A 16,064-nucleotide genomic window follows, 5' to 3' on the forward strand; every position below is an offset into this window, starting at 1 on the left:
CTGAGCAATTGAGCCGGGCAACCATCTGGATCACGCCTCGCTCATACGAGAGGGATGGCTAAGGCTGCTTTACCGTGTTCCATGAGCGCACCCATTTTCATCCACTCTATAATTTCTCCAAAATCAGACATGCTTCGCGATTCAGCATAATAAACTCCTGCCAGTTAAAATACTGCTGGTAATTAAGCTGATACTGCTTCTCAATTTGGCAAATCAGCGGGCGCGTTTCATAAATTTCGCACAGCTTTTTTTCCATCTGATAGTGTCGGCAAGTACCGTCACCTCGATCGAGGAACTGCGTTTCACTAGCGCGATCAACATGACGGCAGCAGGCTCCGCACTGGTTGCAGGGGAATTTCGGAATGAGCGTCATAACTTGTTTAACCAGCTACGTACAGAACGAGTATTCCCCGCCTCAAACGGTAGCGTTATATTACGGCGCTCGACCTCGGCTTGTAGCAACAAGCCACGTTTTATTTCGCTATTCACTGCGTTAAGATGTATTGTAAAGCGTGCCAGCTGTGACGAATCTATTGCGAACTCCAGTGCCGAAAGCTCCAGTAAGTAACGATCGAGTTCAGCATTAACTTGTTGATAATAATCAAGCGCTTTCTGGTACTTATTTTTAAAAGTATCCAGAAAAGCCCAGACTTTTTTCATCAACGCGCTGTGTTCAAGAAAATAGTTCATCACTAGCGTCAGGATACCGGTCGCCAGCGCACCGCAGAAGGCGGCCAATTCCGGGCCAAAGGGAAAAACGAGAATTTTTGCTAATGCTTCGTTAATCACCACACCCGCTGCGACGGCCACCCCGGCAGCCACTAGCTTACTGACCGCCTTTGCTAACTGCCCCGGCGCCAAACCCTCTGGATTAAAGACCATCACTTTGAAGGCCTGCACCAGATTGTTCCACATCTCGCGAATGAGCCTCACCATCATTTTCTTTGTAGTAAAGAAGATATTGAAGAGCGTAGTTGTAATGCTGGACAGAATGCCGCCAATCGCACCGTCCTTAAAGGAGGTCAGGAAGGTGTGAAATTTGGTCTGCACCCTTAACCAAACGGCGCGTAATACTTCAGTGGCATCCCGCAGAAAATCTCCGGCATCAAATGCGTAACGATGCTTCTCAAACATCACAGGAATACGTTCTCGGAATTCAAACCAGGTTTCTGCCAGAATCAGTCCAAGCATCTGCCGCGTTCCCATACGAAAGGCGTTGTTCAGCGTAGCGCTGGCGACACTCTTCGCAAACTTGCTGCTGGTGTAATATTCTTGGTTAATAGTGCTATTGTATTTTTCCCGCGCCTTCTCATCCGCCTCTTTCATACGTTCAAAATCGGCGTTAGCTTTATTTTCCAGCTTATTTAGTTGCTTCTGTTCTTGCTCGGATAGGGCAGGTTGGCTGCGTAATCTGGAAATTTCCTGCGTCGTGGTGGCATGCTGGTCTTGCAGCATTTTTACGAAGGCCTCCATCGTTTTCGCCTTCTTCGCCTTATTAATAGACTCGTTCGTGAAGGTAAGGTTAGATGAGTCATTAGCTAGATCGGCGCCATCTCGCTCGGCAAGAATACGCCCAGGATCGTTGTGAATCTCATAGGCGGAAATAATATGGTCGAGATTTTTTTTGTCATTGGCTGCAAAATGTTCACCGGTATAGGTATCAGTCAGTGTTCCGGCCTCATGCGCTTTTTTTCCTGCCCGGTTGGTGGCGATGTAGTTTTTGTGGCTGTGGTAATGATGCGAATTATATCCTTCGCGCTGTTCATACAGCTGACGTTCGGCATCTGTGGAATACACCCCCTGACGGACATTGTGAATGGTATTCACATCGCCGCCGTGCTTATCCTCCAGCAACAGAAAATCTAACCCAAACGAGGTTGTTAGGCTTTTGACCACCGTCTGATGTAATTCTTCTCCCCAGTCAAACCTAGCTGCGTTCATTGTGCTCTGTCCATAGCAATGCCGGGCTGGTTAGCCCGGCGGGTCGATTAAATACGAGAGGAAAACGAGTCGAAATCAGAGGCTGATGCTGTCAGTTTTTCATCTAGCGCCTCTCTGTTAAGCAGATTCATACCGTTGCTGTCGGTCTGCAGTTGGATCACTCCATCTTCAATAACGGCTTCGCCGTTTTCCTGTGTCACCGGTTTGAAAAGTGGTGTGGTAATCACGTCGGTCATGATGGCGGCTAATTCGTAGCCGTGGTCGATAAGCGTCATGATCTCTTCCGACTCATTAATTTCGGTAGTGATATTTTTTTGATGACGTTCAACGATGACCGCATGCATCGCTTTAAGTGGTTCAAAGTAATGCTGCACGAAGACTGCATGCATACAGGTGATCGACTCATAAATGCTATTTACATATTGCTGTACCTTTGTCAGATGCGCTTCAGCTGCATTCATTTTCTCTACAGTCGCGTTTACTTCACGGGAGCTTTGGTAGGCGCTGTTAAGTGCTTTTTCCGCATGGTTATCGTAGGCCCAGCCAGCAATAGCTATCAGTGGAGCCACCACCGCACCGCCAAGCACCATCGCGCCGCCAGCCATCCCCCAACCACCTGCGGCCAACGAACCGCCGCCAATTGCCGCCATCGTGGCATTGTAAGCTGCCGCGCCAGACAGCGCCGCAATAGGCGTTCCGGTAGAAGCGGCAGCAAAAGCCATCACACCGCTGTACACGGCAAAACCGGCTGCGGCACCAGAAACGCCTGCACCGACAACAGTGGTCAGGTATTCTGTTGCCGAAATAGCCAAGTTCTGAATCTTATTAATGCTGTGCTTTGGTACAGTCAGCTTGAGGTCTTTATGCCCATCCTTTGCCATTCGCTCAAGAAGATCAATAGCTATTGTATTGAATTCATTGAAGTCATTGCCTATTTTTAGCTCTGCTCTGCCTAATTCTGCGAGCTTTTCCGATGTTGTCTTGTTGGTCGTCTCAAAACTATCTTTATGTTTATCAAAACGGCGTTGAGCGCGATCTAATACGTCGTCGGCTTCTGATTTTTTCTGGTAGCCGTCATACGCTTTTTTGCCACCAAAAGCTGTTGCCGCTGCTGCGGCACCTAGAATAATGAAAGGTAATGCCATAGGTTATTATCTCCTTTGCTATTAATTTTTAGCTGTCGTCAATAGTGGTCTATTGAGCTAGACGGTATTTCTGTCTTACTCATCCCATATCTGTATTACACCTCGCTGTGGTCAAATAAAACTGGCCACGGCTTTCAGGTCCTTTATATCCCAAGTCAGTGAGGACAAACACTTCCTTGCCATGGATTCGATACCCACCTGATTAAAGTTGTGCTCGTTAGCTGGTCTGGTCTTCAAGCTGTGGGTGAGGACACTTTTGGTATGAACGCCGATATGGGCCTTCATACCGAAATATCATTGATGACCTTTTTGGTCTGGCGTATCTCAAAGTCACGTTTTCCGCACTTGTTATTGGTGGAGTTAGGGGCTACCGATGATGATGGAATTGACCAGAGAACCTTGCATCATAATGAAGCCAGCACTCATTGTGCGAGTATTGGGCTTCGCTGCGAGATGCATTAATCTTTGCTTAAAATTCACGCTACCGCCCCTGGATTACAGCTTCCAATGCGCTCCATCGACCAGCGGGCGGGGCCCGGATGGTGCTGTAGGCGCCGAATGGCCAGCATATCCTCAAGCCTCATACGCAAACCAGTCAAAAGTTGACGCAACCGCAAGGAAGCGCTGGATTTTTGCGCCAGCTCAACAATTGAAGTGAAGGCGCCGGGTGGCCGGAGCGGGGGCAAGGAGGGGGTTGTCGAGAAGGAAGGGGCATTTTGTTGTCACGGGGAGGGGGGACTATAGTGCAGCGAGGCGAGGGTGCCTCGTTTGGCCCGCGTGAGTGGGGGCCAACCACAATGGATAGAACGATGGGAGTGTGACATATGAAGCGGATCCTGATGGTGTTGAGTCTGTGTGTGACTGTCATGGGCATGGGAATGGGGGTAGCCCAGAGCGCGACCTCTGGCGCGCAGCAAGAGTGCGAGGCCCAGGCGGCGGTGAAGAAGCTGGCGGGCGCCGCCAAGACCAGCTTTGTGGGCAAGTGCGTCAAGGATGCCTCCGCCAGTGCCAAGGCGAGCCAGTGCGAGAAAGCGGCCGCCGACAAGAAGCTGGCTGGCGCGGCCAAGAACAGCTTCGTGCAAAAGTGTCTGAAGACGGACGGGGCCGCCGACAAGGCGACCCAGTGCGAGAAGGCGGCGGCGGACAAGAAGCTCGCCGGGGCGGCCAAGAACAGCTTTATCCAGAAGTGCGTGAAAACCGCCTGAGCCGGTGAGGGTCTGACACCAACGCCGGTTGAGGCAGTGACGAGAAAGGGGCCCTGGGGCCCCTTTCTCTGTTGTGATGGGTGGTGGGGGCAGCCCTCGCCGCCAGTGTGCCCGGCCATAAGCTCCGGGCGGGGAGCTGACTTGATCCCTGCCTGGTCATCACTCTCCCTGGGTTGGCTGGGTATGTTCGGGGGCGCTGCTCAGCAGATCCTGCCCCTCGTCCTGGCTCAGCACCAGATAGCGCTCGTACTGGCGCAAGACGTCGGCACTCAGCTCGTCCCGGGTCAGGTACTGGATGTCGTACCCGGCGCGGCCATCGGCAAAATAGGTGATGGGCTCGAAGATGCGGGCCTCGGGATCGTGGTTGTGGGCCGCCTCCAGGGGGTTGAAGGCGGGGGCGGGGCGGGCCTCGATGCGCACCCCGTAGCAGAAGTCCCGGCGACCTTGCTGAGGCACCAGCAGATGGCACTGATCCGGCCCATCCTCTTCGACCCGGCTGGTGATGCCCCGGGCAGCGAACTCCTGACTCAGGGCCGTCAGGGCGGGCAGGGCGATCTTGTCCACAAAGGCGCGGGCTTCCTGCTCGGTGGAGGGGCGCAGCAGGTGATCCATCCGGGTGCGCCACTGCTTGCCGTTCCAGAAGTCAGTGGCGGGGGAGAGGCGCCTGGCCGAGTGCTCCTTGTCTGCGACAAGGCCGCGGCAGAGTCCGAGGCAGAGCAGCACCATGATGAAGGCAAACGGCAGGGCGGCGATGAGGGTCATGGACTGGAGTGCCGCCAGTCCCCCTGTGCTCATCAGGGTACCCGCGGTGACCCCGAGCAGCAGAGCCCAGAACAGGCGCTGCCAGACCGGTGAGCCCTCCTTGCCCTGGGTAGCGATGTTGTCGATGACGAAGGCTCCCGAGTCGGCGGAGGTGACGAAGAAGACGCTGATGAGGATCACCGCGAGCGCCGAGGTGATGTCCGCTCCCGGCAAGAGGTCAAAGAAGTTGAACAGCAGGGTGTCGATGTTGCCGACCGAGTCGATGAGGCTTGTGCCCCCCTCATGCTGGCTGGCCCAGATGGCGGCGTTGCCGAACACCGTCATCCAGAGCAGGTTGAAGGCGGTGGGCACGAACAGGACGCCGAGGATGAATTCGCGCAGGGTGCGTCCGCGGGAGATGCGGGCGATGAAGAGGCCGACGAAGGGGGACCAGGAGATCCACCAGGCCCAGTAGAGCAGGGTCCAGTTGCCGAACCAGCCCGCCTGGCGGGTCTCGCTGTAGGTGAAGGTGCGGAAGGTGAGCTGGCTTAAAGAGGAGACATAGTTGCCAATGTTCTCCGAGAGGGCTCCCAGCAGGTACTGGGTGGGGCCGGCCACCAGCACGAACAGCAGGAGCACGATGGCGAGAAAGAGGTTGAGCTCGGAGAGGCGCTTCACCCCCTTGTCGAGACCGGTGACCGCCGAGATGCCGGCGAGGGTGATAACGACCCCGATGAGGCCGAAGCGAAACAGCTCCCCCGAGGTGTCCATGCCGGTGAGGCGGGTGATCCCCGCCGAGAGTTGCATCACGCCATAGCCCAGGGTGGTGGCGATGCCGAAGATGGTGCCCACCAGGGCGAAGACGTCCACCGCGTGGCCGAGCGGCCCGTGGATCTTCTCCTTGAAGATGGGATAGAGGCCGGAGCGGATGGTCAGGGGCAGGTTGTAGCGAAAGCCAAAGTAGGCCAGCACCAGGCCGACGATGGCGTAGATGGCCCAGGCGTGAAAGCCCCAGTGGAAGAAGGTGGTGACCATGGCCTCGCGGGCGGCCAACTGGGTCAGGGGCGTCGCCTGGGGCGGGGAGACGAAGTGACTCATGGGCTCGCCCACCCCGAAATACATGAGCCCTATCCCCATCCCGGCGGCGAACAGCATGGCGAGCCAGGAGGTGAAGCTGAACTCCGGGCGGGCATCGTCCGGCCCGAGGCGAATGTTGCCAAAGTGGCTGAAGGCGATCACCAGCAGCAGGATCAGGAACATGCCGACCACCAGCACATAGAACCAGCTGAAGTGCTGGGCTATCCAGCTCTGGCCGCTGCCGAAGAAGCGGGCGGCGGCCTCCGGGGCCAGGGAGCAGATGGCCAGCAGCGCCAGGATGAAGAGCAGGCCCGGGATGAAGATGGGCAGCGACAGGGTGCATCTGGGGGGACGGGGAGCGTTCATGGGACACCTTTGGGTGGAAGGACTCAAGACACTATAGGCCCCTCGGGTGCAAAGCAGACAAGGGGTGGACGGCGAGTGACGGGGTCAACGGCCATGAGCACCGTGGGGGAGGCACTCGTCGTCCTGTTTTTTTCATCGTATTTTATGCCTTTAAATCAGATGGTTACCGCTTTCTTGTTTGTTAATAGCGAGTTGATGCCGTTTTTTGGGAAATCTTTTCCCCCCTCGTCCGGTTCTATTGAACGTAGCCGGATGAGATGCGCCGGAGACACCACTCTTGACAACAAGGAATAGGGATATGAACGTGAAAAAAAGTACTGCCATCGCCTCTGCCATGACGGGTCTGCTGGCCCTGGGTGCCCAGTTCATCGCCGCGCCGGCCATGGCTGCGGATGACAAGGAGAAGTGCTACGGCGTGGTCAAGGCGGGCAAGAACGATTGCGCCACCAAGGGCGGATCCTGCGCCGGCACCGCCAAGATGGATGCCCAGGGGGATGCCTTCGTGGTGGTGCCCAAGGGGCTGTGCGAGAAGCTCGCTGGCGGGTCCCTGCAACCCAAGTAAGCCGCATGCCATGGTGTGGCGCCCGCCACATCATGGCCCTATCTATTGAGAGCCCAGCAATGAACCCCTTGATCGGTATCGGTTTACGCCCCCCGCACTACGACGAGATCCGCCACACCCTGCCCGGAGTGGGCTGGCTTGAGGTACACAGCGAAAACTACTTCGAGCGCCACAGCCAGGGCTTCGAGGTGCTGGCGGAGCTTGCGAGGCACTACCCCGTGAGCCTTCACGGAGTCGGCATGTCGCTGGGCTCCGCCGATCCTCTCGATGCCGGGCACCTGCGCCAGCTGGCGGCCCTGGTGGCGGCCATCTCGCCGGTGCGGGTGTCGGAGCACCTGAGCTGGGGCAGCATCGGCGGGCGCTTTTTCAACGATCTGCTGCCCATGCCCTACACCCGGGCCGCTCTTTTGCACATGAGCGACAAGATAGATCGGGTGCAGCAGACACTGGGCAGACAACTGCTCATCGAGAATCCCTCCGCCTACCTGCAACTGGCGGGGGAGATGGGGGAGGCCGAGTTTCTGGCCGAGCTGGCTGGGCGCAGCGGCTGCGGCGTCCTGCTCGATCTCAACAACCTCCATGTGAGCGCGGTCAATCACGGCCTGGAGGTGGACGACTATCTGGCGACTATCGACCTCGACACGGTCGGCGAAATTCACCTGGCCGGTTTTACCGAGAAGCACCTGCCTCAGGGGCCCCTCTATATCGATACCCACAGCACCCCCGTGGCCGAGCCCGTCTGGGCGCTCTACGAGCAGGTCTGCCAGCAGCGCGCCATCCCCACCCTGATTGAATGGGATCTGGCGATCCCCCCGTTGCCGGTGCTGCTGGGAGAGGCGCAGCGTGCCAGCGAGATCCTGAGCGCGGCACAGCAAACATCCAGGGAGGCCGCCCATGTCTGAGCTTGCTTCCCTGCAACGCGCTTTTGCGAGCGGTCTGCTCGGGGAGGCCACTTATGTCTGAGCTTGTTTCCCCGCAAGGTACTTTTGTGAGCGGTCTGCTCGGGGAGGCCGCCCATGTGTGAGCTTGCTTCCCTGCAACGCGCTTTTGCGAGCGGTCTGCTCGGCCAGGATGATGCCATCCTCGGGCACATCCAGCCGGGACGCTTTGCCCCCGACGCCCTGTTGCAGATCTATCGCAACAACTTCATCCTCGGCCTCACCGAGGTGCTCGCCAGCAGCTACCCCGCGGTACGCGCCATGGTTGGCGAGACCTTCTTTGAGGCGGCGGCACGAGGGTTCGTGCTGGCGGCTCCTCTGGAGGAGGGGAGCGTCATGGACTACGGGGAGGGCTTTGGCGACTGGTTGGTACGCTTGCCCACCACGGCCGCGTTGCCCTGGCTCGGGGATCTGGCCCGCTTCGAGTGGGGGCTGGAGCGGGTTTCGCTGCTTGCGCCAGAGACGCGGCGCTGGCCCGCCGAGCGGCTTGCCGCCATGACCCCTGAGCACTGGGAGCGGCTGGTGCTGCATCCTGCCTGCGATCTGCTGCTCCTGGAGAGCCCCCATCCGGTGCTGGCGCTCTGGCAGATGGCCCTGCACGGCGGTGAGACGGTCAGGGAACTGGATGCTGTCTGCTCCCTGGCACTCAAGAAACGCCCCGGACACCGGGTCGACCCCATTCCCCTGGATGCCGCCGCCTGGCGTCTGCTGCAAGGCTGCCTGCAGGGCAGGCCGCTGGCCAGCCTGCTGGCTCAGGATCCCGCCATGGCCGAACACCTGGCCCCCCTCATCACCCTCGACCTGCTGGTCGATCTGGAGCTTGCCCCATGACAACGCAAACCCTTGCCAGGCCCCTTGGCCCCCTTGTTGAACGCATCTTGCCCTGGTGCAGCGGTGGCCTGTTGCTGCTTGCCAGGCTCTGGGTCGCCACCATTTTTCTGCGATCCGGCTGGCTCAAGTTCACGGCCTGGGACAGCACCCTCTATCTGTTCGAGTTCGAATATCAGGTGCCCCTGCTGCCCTGGCAGTGGGCGGCCTATGCGGGCACGGCGACCGAGCTGTTGCTGCCCCTCTTCCTGCTGGCGGGCCTCTTCACCCGTCCGGTCGCCTTGCTGCTGTTTGGCTTCAACGCCATGGCGGTCATCTCCTACCCGGCCCTCTGGGCGGGGGGCTTTCACGATCACCAGTTGTGGGGCTGGATGCTGCTGACCCTGGCCGTGTGGGGGGCGGGCCCCCTGGGGCTCGACAGCTGGCGCCTTGCCCGTCGCTCGCCTCCGGCGTAAGGTGGCCGCACACGAGCCCTGCCTGACTGACGGGCGGGCAAGGAATGCAAAGGAGAAGAGATGAAGGTACGCGAGGCCCTGGCGGCCGATATTCCCGCCCTGACGACACTGCGCATGGCGCTCTTTTGCGAGGTGGGGGAACTTGCCCGGCCCGATGAGGATCCGGTCCTCAGGGAGGCGACGCAGGCCTACTTCATTCAGGCGCAGGAAGAGGGCAGCGCCCGTAGCTGGGTGGTGGAGGAGGAGGGCGAGGTGGTGGCGTGCGCCACCCTGGCACTCTTCGTGCGCCCGCCCTACCCGGGCAATCTGGCGGGGCGGGAAGGGTACCTGCTCAACATCTACACCCGGCCGGCCTGGCGCAGACGGGGAATGGCGAACGCCCTGCTGGTGGCCATGGTGGCGTATGCCCGCGAGCAGCAACTGGGCAAGCTGTGGCTCCATGCCAGCAGTGATGGGCGCGCTATCTACGAACGGTTCGGCTTTGCCGGCAATCCCGCCTGTCTTGAGTGCGTTCCCGCTCGTTAGCCGCCTTTTTCACCGCCGGGCTGATCCTCTTTCACCTGGGCTGCGTATTGGGAGCCCTTGGCGGCATCGCCGCTTTTCTATACACTGCGCGCCCCATTCGTTTCAGTCATCCGACCACTTATGTCGGCGCTGGCGGTGCCGATACCCTCTGTGGGTGAGGCCGTGGTGCCCATGGGGATGGTCAACGAGGAAGAAGTGTCATGTTCAATCAGAAGCTCAAAGCGCAGTTGCAGGCATGCCAGACCCGGCTCGACGAGGAGCAGGGCATCATAGAGGCGATCAAGGCGGGCGCCGCCACCGTCATCTTCAGCCCGGAGGGGATCATCCAGGAGGCGAGCACCCCTTTCCTGGCCCTGATGGGATATGGGGCCGCCGAACTGATTGGGCAGCCCCACAGCCAGCTCTGTCCGAGGGCCTGGGGGGAGTCAGGTGACTATCGCCAGTTCTGGCGCCGCCTGGCCCAGGGGGAGGTGCAGTCAGGCACCTTCCAGCGCGTGAACCGGCAGGGGGAGACGCGCTGGCTGGAGGCGACCTATTTCCCGGTGAAGCACCAGGGCCGGGTGACCCGGGTACTCAAGATTGCCAGCGACGTCACCGAACAGCACCAGCGACTTGGGCGGCTCGAGGCGCTGACCGAGGCGCTGGACCGCTCCCGGGCCATGATCGAGTTCACCCCGAACGGCGACATCCTCCATGCCAATGCCAATTTCCTGAGCGTCATGGGTTACACCCTGGGGGAGATCGCGGGCAGGCACCACAGGATCTTCTGTGACGAAGACTTCCTGCGCGAGCAGCCCCGTTTCTGGGAAGAACTGGCCCGGGGTCAGTTCAAATCCGGCCTCTTCATGCGCCACAACAGCCGTGGGCAGGCCGTCTGGCTGGAGGCGACCTACAACCCCATCCGGGATGGCAGCGGCAAGGTGGTGCGGGTGGTGAAGTTCGCCAGCGACATCACCGCGCGCATCGAGCAGAACCACGCCACCCGGGAGGCCGCCCGCCTGGCCCACAGCACCGCCCAGGAGACGCTGCACAGCGCAGAGGAGGGGGCGGGCTTGCTGCGCGCCGTGGTGCAGACCTCTTCCCTCATCGCCTCCCAGGTGGATGAGGCCATCGCCCTCATCGGCCAGCTCAACGAGCAGTCCAGAAGCATCGAGGCCATCGTCTCGACCATCAGCGCCATCGCCGATCAGACCAATCTGCTGGCCCTGAACGCCGCCATCGAGGCGGCGCGGGCGGGTGAGCAGGGGCGCGGGTTTGCGGTGGTGGCGGACGAGGTGCGCCAGCTGGCCGCCCGCACGTCGCTCTCTACCGACGAGATCGCCAGGGTGGTGCAGAAGAACCGCGAGCTGACCGCCAGGGTGACCGACGACATGGCCGGGGTGGCGGGCAGCGCCGAACTCGGCAAGCAGCAGATCGCCGGAGTGGACAAGCTGATGAGCGAGATCCACCAGGAGGCGGACAGGGTCTCCCAGACGGTGTCGGCCCTCTCCATCTGAGGGGCTGACCGCAAGATTGCCAACAGAGTGAGCGATCGGACGGCCAGGCTGAACCCTGGCTGTATGACGCCCCCCTTCGTCATTGTGCCGCCCGGCCCCCTTGTTTAGGCTGCCGCCTCCTTTTTATTGAGCAGGTAGACAACAATGGCAGTACGACAGAGAGGCAGGGCACTGGCCCTGCTGCTGGGAATGGGGGCGAGCCTGGGGCTCGGTGGTTGCATGGGTCAGATGGGCCTCTCTTCCATGGTGACCAAGGGCAACCTCAGCGTGGTGGACAACCGCTACGGCCGTGCCGGCGTCTTCGTGCTGCTCTCCCCCGTCTATGGCCTGGCGGCCACGGCGGATCTCTTCGTGTTCAACACCATCGAATTCTGGTCCGGCAAGAACCCCATCACCGGCAAGGCGCCCGCTCTGGTGGATCAGAAGAGCGATGCGATCATCAAGGTGAACCAGCACCTGGATCCTGCCCTCAACCAGGTGCCGCTGGCCATGCTGCCCCAAGGGGTGCGCGAGGTACAGGTGAGCTACCCGGACGAGCGCACCGCCCAGATGGAGATCCACTACATCGACGGTCAGCGCAGCCTGATGCGGGGAGAGATGCGCGGGGAGCGACTGGATCTCTATCTGGACGACAGACTGGTCTCGACCCTGAGCCGCGAGCAGCGCGATGCGGCGGCAAGCCGGGGAGCGGTGCAGGTATAATTTGTCGCACCCCTGATCCTTTACTCCCGACAAATGCTATACATGCCTGCGGGCAAGTACGCCCCGATGTAGAGGGAGTGGACTATGACGGTAAATGGATTGCGTTTGGCAGAGCTGATTGGTTCTCTCAGCCATGCCCTGGACATGACGGAAGGGCAGCCGAGAGGCCACTGCATCCGCTGCTGCTGGATAGGCTCTCGTCTGGGGGAGCAACTGGGACTGGATGCCCGGCAGCGCCACGACCTCTACTACACCCTGTTGCTCAAGGATCTGGGGTGCAGCAGCAATGCCGCCCGCATCTGCGAGCTCTATCTCACCGACGATCTTCACTTCAAGCGCGACTTCAAGCTGGTGGATGGCTCCCTCTCCGAGGTGGTCAACTTCGTGCTGGGCCACACCGGCTTGCAGGCGGATCTGCTGGGCCGTTTTCGCAGCCTGTTCCACATCTTTCGCAACGGGGATCAGATAGCCAACGAGCTGATCCTGACCCGCTGCCACCGGGGGGCGGACATCGCCCGCCAGTTGCGTTTCAGCGACGAGGTGGCCCAGGGGATCCTCTCCCTGGATGAGCACTGGAGCGGCAAAGGGCGGCCGCAACAACTGGCGGGAGAGGCCATCCCGCTCTTCTCCCGCATCGCCCTGCTCTGTCAGGTGGTGGACGTGTTTCACGCCGCCGCCGGGCCGGACGCGGCGATGAGGGAGCTGCGCGAGCGCAGTGGAAACTGGTTTGATCCCGCCTTGGTCAATGCCTTCGAGGCGCTGGCCGATGACGCCTTCTGGCAAGGGCTGGCGGATCCCGCGTTGGCGGAGCGGGTCTTCGGCCACCCGGCGGGGCAGGGGGAGGTGGCGCTGGATGAGGATTATCTGGACGAGATAGCGGCGGCCTTCGGCCAGGTGGTGGACTCCAAGAGCCCCTATACCGCGGGGCACAGCGGCAGGGTGGCGCTCTATGCCGACATCCTCGCCGCCCAGATGGGGCTGTCCGAGCCACGGCGACGCTGGCTCAAGCGGGGTGCCCTGCTCCACGACGTGGGCAAGCTCGGGGTGAGCAACGCCATCCTCGACAAGCCGGGCAAGCTTGACGAGCAGGAGTGGGCGGCGGTGCAGATGCATGCCGCCTACACCGAGGAGATCCTGGGCCGCATCGGCGCCTTCGAGGAGCTGGCCCAGGTGGCTGGCGCCCACCATGAGCGACTCGACGGCAAGGGCTACCCCAAGGGGCTCAAGGGGGAGGCGATCACCCTGGAGACGCGCATCATCACCACCGCCGACATCTTCGATGCCATCACCGCCAAGCGTCCCTATCGGGATGCCATCCCGGTGCCGCGGGCCCTGGAGATGATGGCGGAAAACCTGGGCACGGCCATCGACCCCGACTGCTTTGCCGCCCTGAAGGCGGGGATAGAGGACTTCTCCCTCTACCTCACTCCGGAGCAGCCCCTGGCTCGTGCAAGCTAAGGCGCGAGCCCGAGACAAACAAGCCCCGCAACGGCGGGGCTTTTTTGTGGGCGGTTGCAGGAGGCGCGATCAGGGGCGGGCCGAGGGCTTGGCATAGGGTTGCAGCACCAGCCCCAGCAGGCGATGGAGGTGGGCGAGCTGCTCGATGAGATGGAGATTGAGCCAGAGGTAGCCGCCAAGGGTGGGGTCGTACCCCTGGCCTGGTGCCTGGATTGCGTCCCCATCGAGCCGTGCAGCGGCGGCTTGCAGGCGGCCGATGGCCTGGTCGGCCGCCGTGGTATCACCGCTCTTGAGCATGAGGGCGAGTTCGGTGAGCACCGACTCCGTCGCCTGCTGGCAGGCGCGAAGCCCCGGGTGGCTCTGCATCAGGAAGTGGCTCTGGCGATCCCGCCAGTAGGTGTTGGCCAGCATCTCCAGGGTGCAGACGCTGTTGCGAAGGGTGGTCTGGGTCGCCTCGAACAGCGGGCTGCCAAGGCGGGTCTCCTTGACCGCCGGGGCCAGCAGGGGGCGCAGGCTGACTATTTTGGCGAGCAGGCGGGCATGGCTTCGGGTGAGCTTGGGGCGCTCCAGCACGTTGGGGGAGAGGTGGGTGTGGTAGAGCCGCCCGGCCTGCTGCAGGGTGTCGTGCATCTGCAGACGCCAGTGGGTATAGGCCCGCTGGGGGTAGATGCTGCAAAAAAGCAGGGCCAGCACCGACCCCAGGATGACGTCGCCGCTGCGCCAGAGCGCGGTCTCGATGTCCCCGGGCACCCCGCCGACGATGACCCCCAGGGTGATGCCGATGAGCAGCCCCACATAGGGGCGCTTGCCGAGCGCCAGGTAGCCGCACAGGAACATGATGGCGCAGCACCAGGCCAGCATCAGAGGCAGGGAGTAGAGCTCCAGATAGAGGGCCACCACCCCGCAGGCGGCGCCAAAGACGGTGCCCACCACCCGTTGCAGGGCGCGCGACAGCACGTTGCCCCAGAACGAGATGGGGCCCATCACCACCACCAGGGTGATGAGGGGCCAGGTGCTCTCCGGCAGCTTGAGCTCCCGGGTCAGCAGGAAGGTGAGGGTGAAGGCCAGGGCGATGCGCAGGCCGTGGACCAGGCGGTAGCGGCCATAGATGAGCAGATCGAAGCGGGAGAGGGGGGCATTGAGGCGCAAGGGCGTTCTCTTATCTCGGGTCAGGGTTGTGAGGATAGCAAGGGGGACGGCATTCGCCTTGACCTGCGTCGTTTTTCCGGTTCATGGGGGCGCACCTGTCGGCAGGCGCACCATGACCCGCTCGCCGGGGGGAAGGGCTGCGCTACCCGGCGCCCGTTCGATGCGGCAGTTGGCACTGTCGTGGCCCCCATCCACCGGGCGCACCAGCAGGGTGCCCGCCTCGTCCTGACTGAGCAAGCCGGGCACAACGCCCTGCTCTGACGATGGGGGCAGGGCCGCCAGCAGCCGGGCGCAGAGGCGAAGGGGCGGCGGGGCCTGACGGGGTTCGTGCGGGGGCAACCGGGCGCAGATGAAGTCGGCGATGGCCTCCAGATCCTCGAAGGGGAACCGGGGCAGGGTCGTGGCCTGGGGAGCGTCGCTCACGAGGGCGACGATGTCAGGATCATCGGGGAAGAGCAGGGGCCGGCCGATGGCGGCGCGATACAGCTCCACCTTGGGAAAGCGCCTGTGCTTGAACCCCTCGACCAACAGCAGATCCAGGGCGCTCGTATCGAAGCGGGCCAGCAGCGCCTCGAAGGGGGGCTCCCCCTCCGGGGTCTCCCGGATCAGGGCGTGGCGCCGGTCGGAGGCCGCCATCACCTGGGTGGCGCCCGCCTGGCGCAGGCGGTGGCTGTCCTTGCCGGGTTGGTCCATGTCAAAGGCGTGATGGGTGTGCTTGAGCACCCCGAGTCGCAGACCGCGTGCCACCAGGCGCGGGATGAGGCGCTCCAGCAGGGTGGTCTTGCCGGTGCCGCTCCAGGCGACGAAGCCCAGCAGGGGCAGGGGGCTCATGGCGCGCCCCCTTCCCGCAGCCTCGCCTCCCAGGCGGCGAGTTCGGCCGGGCTGTTGAGGTTGACGAAGGCGTCGGGCAGATCGGCAAAGGGCACTACCGCCATCCGGTGGCGGGCAAACCAGGCCCCGGTCTTGCGCTCCCCGTCCGCCAGCGCCTGGCTCAGGGAGGGGCGCAGGGCGCGGCGCAGCAGGGCGACCACGGGCTGGAGGTGCTCCCCGTCGTGGGCCACCACCAGATCGGTGTCCGGGGTGATGGCGGCGCGAAAGCGGGTCATCAGATCAAGGGGCAGGGCGGGGCCGTCACAGGGGACGAACAGCACCCAGTCATGACGGGCCGCCGTCAGCCCCGCCAGCATGCCGGCCAGCGGCCCCTGGAAGTCGGCCTGCGCGTCCCCGATGACGGGAGCAAGTTGCCGGTAGCGAGCCTGGCTGCGGTTGGCGTTGATCAGCACCTCGTCGACCTGGGGGCGCAGGCGGGTCAGCACGTGTTCGATCAGGGGAGTGCCCGCGAGGGGCACCCAGCCCTTGTCATCGCCCCCCATGCGGATGGCGCGACCGCCCGCGAGGATGACGCCGCTGACGAGAAAAGCGGGGGAAGAGGAAGGGGTCATGGTGCTCCGTTGCTCGCAAAGGGATGCCCACAGG

15 protein-coding genes and 1 pseudogene are annotated in these 16,064 nt (G+C 61.8%); 9 read left to right on the forward strand and 7 right to left on the reverse strand.

The window, feature by feature from the left end; genetic code table 11:
• Positions 1 to 106: 106 nt before the first annotated feature.
• Genes AB5Y59_RS18650 through AB5Y59_RS18660 form a run of 3 tightly spaced genes read right to left on the reverse strand, consistent with a single transcriptional unit; the run spans position 107 to position 3,086 of the window.
• Complete coding sequence (locus tag AB5Y59_RS18650) at positions 107 to 373, reverse strand: YkgJ family cysteine cluster protein (RefSeq protein ID WP_368212504.1); 267 nt, start codon at positions 371 to 373, stop codon at positions 107 to 109.
• Positions 370 to 1,941 carry a hypothetical protein gene (locus tag AB5Y59_RS18655; protein WP_368212505.1) on the reverse strand — a complete coding sequence of 524 codons (1,572 nt, stop codon included), beginning with the start codon at positions 1,939 to 1,941 and terminating at the stop codon, positions 370 to 372. Before AB5Y59_RS18655 ends, AB5Y59_RS18650 begins: the two co-directional genes overlap by 4 nt.
• Before the next feature lie 47 nt (positions 1,942 to 1,988).
• Positions 1,989 to 3,086: a hypothetical protein gene (locus AB5Y59_RS18660; RefSeq protein ID WP_368212506.1), complete on the reverse strand. Its 1,098-nt coding sequence runs from the start codon at positions 3,084 to 3,086 to the stop codon at positions 1,989 to 1,991.
• 824 nt (positions 3,087 to 3,910) lie between these two features.
• Here AB5Y59_RS18660 and AB5Y59_RS18665 point away from each other — a divergent pair.
• Positions 3,911 to 4,291, forward strand: a complete 381-nt coding sequence (locus AB5Y59_RS18665) for a hypothetical protein (protein WP_049636634.1) — start codon at positions 3,911 to 3,913, stop codon at positions 4,289 to 4,291.
• Positions 4,292 to 4,450: 159 nt separating this feature from the next.
• Here the strand turns inward: AB5Y59_RS18665 and AB5Y59_RS18670 are convergent, their stop codons facing one another.
• Positions 4,451 to 6,475: a BCCT family transporter gene (locus AB5Y59_RS18670; RefSeq protein ID WP_039039363.1), complete on the reverse strand. Its 2,025-nt coding sequence runs from the start codon at positions 6,473 to 6,475 to the stop codon at positions 4,451 to 4,453.
• Between the two features lie 298 nt (positions 6,476 to 6,773).
• On the opposite strand from AB5Y59_RS18670, the gene AB5Y59_RS18675 reads away from it, so the two are divergent.
• The 8 genes from AB5Y59_RS18675 (at position 6,774) to AB5Y59_RS18710 (ending at position 13,439) form a co-directional block, all read left to right on the forward strand.
• The gene (locus AB5Y59_RS18675; RefSeq protein ID WP_010673595.1) at positions 6,774 to 7,037 is read left to right on the forward strand and encodes a DUF2282 domain-containing protein; all 264 of its coding nucleotides are present in this window, start codon (positions 6,774 to 6,776) and stop codon (positions 7,035 to 7,037) included.
• Between the two features lie 59 nt (positions 7,038 to 7,096).
• The gene (locus AB5Y59_RS18680; RefSeq protein ID WP_368212507.1) at positions 7,097 to 7,939 is read left to right on the forward strand and encodes a DUF692 domain-containing protein; all 843 of its coding nucleotides are present in this window, start codon (positions 7,097 to 7,099) and stop codon (positions 7,937 to 7,939) included.
• Between the two features lie 114 nt (positions 7,940 to 8,053).
• Positions 8,054 to 8,806, forward strand: coding sequence for a putative DNA-binding domain-containing protein (locus AB5Y59_RS18685; RefSeq protein ID WP_368212508.1), 753 nt, complete (start codon positions 8,054 to 8,056; stop codon positions 8,804 to 8,806).
• Positions 8,803 to 9,258, forward strand: coding sequence for a DoxX family protein (locus AB5Y59_RS18690; protein ID WP_045523951.1), 456 nt, complete (start codon positions 8,803 to 8,805; stop codon positions 9,256 to 9,258). Before AB5Y59_RS18685 ends, AB5Y59_RS18690 begins: the two co-directional genes overlap by 4 nt.
• A 60-nt stretch (positions 9,259 to 9,318) precedes the next feature.
• On the forward strand, positions 9,319 to 9,783 hold the full coding sequence (locus AB5Y59_RS18695; RefSeq protein WP_042864187.1) for a GNAT family N-acetyltransferase: 465 nt from the start codon (positions 9,319 to 9,321) through the stop codon (positions 9,781 to 9,783).
• Positions 9,784 to 9,983: 200 nt separating this feature from the next.
• Positions 9,984 to 11,279, forward strand: coding sequence for a methyl-accepting chemotaxis protein (locus AB5Y59_RS18700; protein WP_368212509.1), 1,296 nt, complete (start codon positions 9,984 to 9,986; stop codon positions 11,277 to 11,279).
• 144 nt (positions 11,280 to 11,423) lie between these two features.
• Complete coding sequence (locus tag AB5Y59_RS18705; RefSeq protein ID WP_319872949.1) at positions 11,424 to 11,981, forward strand: DUF3332 domain-containing protein; 558 nt, start codon at positions 11,424 to 11,426, stop codon at positions 11,979 to 11,981.
• 84 nt (positions 11,982 to 12,065) lie between these two features.
• Entirely contained in the window at positions 12,066 to 13,439 is a 1,374-nt protein-coding gene (locus tag AB5Y59_RS18710) for an HD-GYP domain-containing protein (protein WP_368212510.1), read from the forward strand.
• A 69-nt stretch (positions 13,440 to 13,508) separates the two neighbouring features.
• Here the strand turns inward: AB5Y59_RS18710 and AB5Y59_RS18715 are convergent, their stop codons facing one another.
• The 3 genes and pseudogenes from AB5Y59_RS18715 to mobA all read right to left on the reverse strand — a co-directional run bounded on the left by AB5Y59_RS18715 (position 13,509) and on the right by mobA (position 16,030).
• Positions 13,509 to 14,588 (reverse strand): FUSC family protein, encoded by a 1,080-nt coding sequence (locus tag AB5Y59_RS18715; protein WP_239053881.1) that lies wholly within the window; start codon positions 14,586 to 14,588, stop codon positions 13,509 to 13,511.
• Positions 14,589 to 14,933: 345 nt separating this feature from the next.
• A pseudogene (mobB, locus tag AB5Y59_RS18720) lies at positions 14,934 to 15,419 on the reverse strand (molybdopterin-guanine dinucleotide biosynthesis protein B); the annotation flags it as partial.
• Positions 15,416 to 16,030, reverse strand: coding sequence for a molybdenum cofactor guanylyltransferase MobA (gene mobA / locus AB5Y59_RS18725; RefSeq protein ID WP_041213274.1), 615 nt, complete (start codon positions 16,028 to 16,030; stop codon positions 15,416 to 15,418). The pseudogene mobB and the gene mobA, both read right to left, overlap by 4 nt.
• Positions 16,031 to 16,064: the final 34 nt, after the last annotated feature.

The organism is Aeromonas sp. s10, from assembly GCF_040907975.1.
In the GTDB taxonomy this organism is placed as follows: domain Bacteria; phylum Pseudomonadota; class Gammaproteobacteria; order Enterobacterales; family Aeromonadaceae; genus Aeromonas; species Aeromonas caviae.